General features: G+C 68.1%; 2 protein-coding genes. Both read right to left on the reverse strand.

Annotated features, from left to right (window positions below; translation table 11 throughout):
* Positions 1-15: 15 nt before the first annotated feature.
* Entirely contained in the window at positions 16-987 is a 972-nt protein-coding gene (locus tag VB080_RS15680) for a M15 family metallopeptidase (protein ID WP_323419382.1), read from the reverse strand.
* A 141-nt stretch (positions 988-1,128) separates the two neighbouring features.
* Positions 1,129-2,121: an alpha/beta hydrolase gene (locus tag VB080_RS15685; RefSeq protein WP_323419383.1), complete on the reverse strand. Its 993-nt coding sequence runs from the start codon at positions 2,119-2,121 to the stop codon at positions 1,129-1,131.
* Positions 2,122-2,173: the final 52 nt, after the last annotated feature.

Below are 2,173 nucleotides of genomic sequence, written 5' to 3' on the forward strand. Positions count from 1 at the left end.
GGCGGGCGCGGCGGCTCAGGCCAGGCCCAGGTACTCCTCCAGGGTCAGCTTCTTCGTGCCTGCGAAGGCGCGGGCGTTCTCGACGCCGACATAGCGGAAGTGCCAGGGTTCGTAGGCGAACCCGGTGATCGCCGTCTTCCCCTTGGGGTAGCGCAGGATGAAGCCGTATTTCCAGGCGTTCTTCGCCACCCATTTGCCGGCGTTCGACCTGCCGAAGGCGTATCCCCGCTTGCTGCCGCTGCGCAGGTCGAAGGCCAGTCCCGCGTTGTGCTCGCTGGCACCCGGCGGGGCGGCCATCTGCTCACCCCGCTTCTTGCCGAGGATCCGGATGTTCCGCTTCCAGATCGTCGTCTGCAGGGAGTAGCTGCGGTACCCCGAGGTCGGTTGGATGGTGTAGCCCGCCCGTTTCGCCGCCTTCTGCAGTTTCACGAGCGCCTTCGAGGCTTCCTTCTTCGAACCCAGGACACCGGGTCCCTTCTTGAGGTACTTCTTCGCGACCCTGTGGTCCTTGTTGATCACCCAGACACCTTTCACGACGAAAGGCTTGGTGAGCTTCTTGCCGGTCTTTCCATCGGTGATCTTCACTGCGAGGGAGGTCTCGGTGCGGGACGCGGCTCCGGTCAGTCCTCCCGTGACAGCGACCGAGACCTTTGTGCCCTGGTCGGCCTTGACCAGCCAGTAGGTCGCACCGGACGCGCCCCGGATCGGCTTCCCGTTCCGCAGCCACTGGTAGGAGAAGGTCGCGCCCGCGGACCAGCCAGGGGTGCTCGCCGTCAGTTGGTGGCCGACCTTCCGAATGCCCTTGACCACGGGACGGGCTGCGACCAGCTCCTCCGCCGACGGAATCGGCGACGGTGACGCGGTCTGTGACGGGGTTGGTGACGGGCTGGACGAACTCCCGTCCTCGGCGTGAGCGAACGGCAGGTTCGAGCCGATCACCGCCATCGCTGCCAGTCCGGCGATCCAGCATGCACCCCGTTGGTTCACTGTCTCTCCTCGCACTCCTCGCCGCACTGGCTCCCCAAGCGAAGCAGGAGTTGATCCCGTCCGCAACCGGGCCGGATTCTGACCAGCTGCGGCTCGCCTCGGCTGACGGGCCAGTGCGGCGGGCGGTTCGCCGGGAGAGCGTCAGTCGTTGAGCGCGGCCAGCCGTTCACCGAGTCGGGCGAGCACCTCTGGGTCGATCGGTTGCGGGCTGAAGCCCAGCGCCTCGCGCAGCGGGAATCCTTCGACGAGCTGGTCCTGTCGCAGCAGGCGAGTGACACCTGGCAGGTGGTCGTCGATGATCGCCACGGCACGTTCGTCGGCCAGCAGTCGCCGGACCTGCATCCCCAGCCCGAACCGTTTGCGCTGCTCGAGGTCGGCGAAGGTCGAGGGTGCGCCCTCCACCGGGAAGTCGCCCAGTACCCGCTGCAGGAACCGCACGCTGTCCGGCAGCCACTGCGCCACCACCGGATCGACCCCCCAACTGCCGCCGTTGGCGGTCAGTGGTTTGGCCAGGCTCAACCCGTGAGCGCCGAGCAGGTAGATGTGCGACTCGCACGGCACGTCATGGGCAGCCAGCGCCGAGAGCAACTCCAGGCTGTTGCGGATCGGCACCAGCGAGTCCGGGTAGGTGCTGAACAGGAAGGTGGGCGGGGTCTGGTCGTTGACCGCGTCGACGACGTCAAGGATCTCCTTGCCGATCGGCGGTCCGAACTCGGCCAGCGTCACCGGATAGCCCAGGACGAGGGCGTCCGGACGATCGTCGCCGGCGACGCCGAGGCTGGCGGCCAGGTGCCCGCCGGCGGAGAAGCCGACCGCAGCGATCCTGGCCGGATCGACGTCCAGCTCGCCGGCGTGCTGCCGGATCCAGGCCAGCCCCGCCTGCCCGTCGGCGAAGGACTGCGTCCAGGGGGCGTCGGGCCCGGCGGCGTAGCGCAGCACGAAGGCATTGAAGCCCTCCGCGAGATAGGCGAGCGCAACCGGCTCGGCCTCCCGGTCGGAGCAGAACGAGTAACCGCCACCGGGCAGCACCAGGACGGCGGGCCGCACCCGGGCATTCGACAGCTCGTCGCTGCGATCCTGCAGGTAGCAGGTCAGCTGTCCGGTGGGGGAGAGGTTTTCGGTGAAGAGCCGCATGGGGACAAGCTACTCGGGAAGCACCACTGCGCGGTGATGAGCTGGGCGTGGC

The sequence above is a fragment of the Propionicimonas sp. genome (assembly GCF_034927565.1).
GTDB lineage: Bacteria > Actinomycetota > Actinomycetes > Propionibacteriales > Propionibacteriaceae > Propionicimonas.

Coding starts and splice junctions, on each gene's coding strand:
- VB080_RS15685 (WP_323419383.1), bottom strand. CDS start 2,121: ATGCGGCTCTTCACCGAAAACCTCTCCCCCACCGGACAGCTGACCTGC.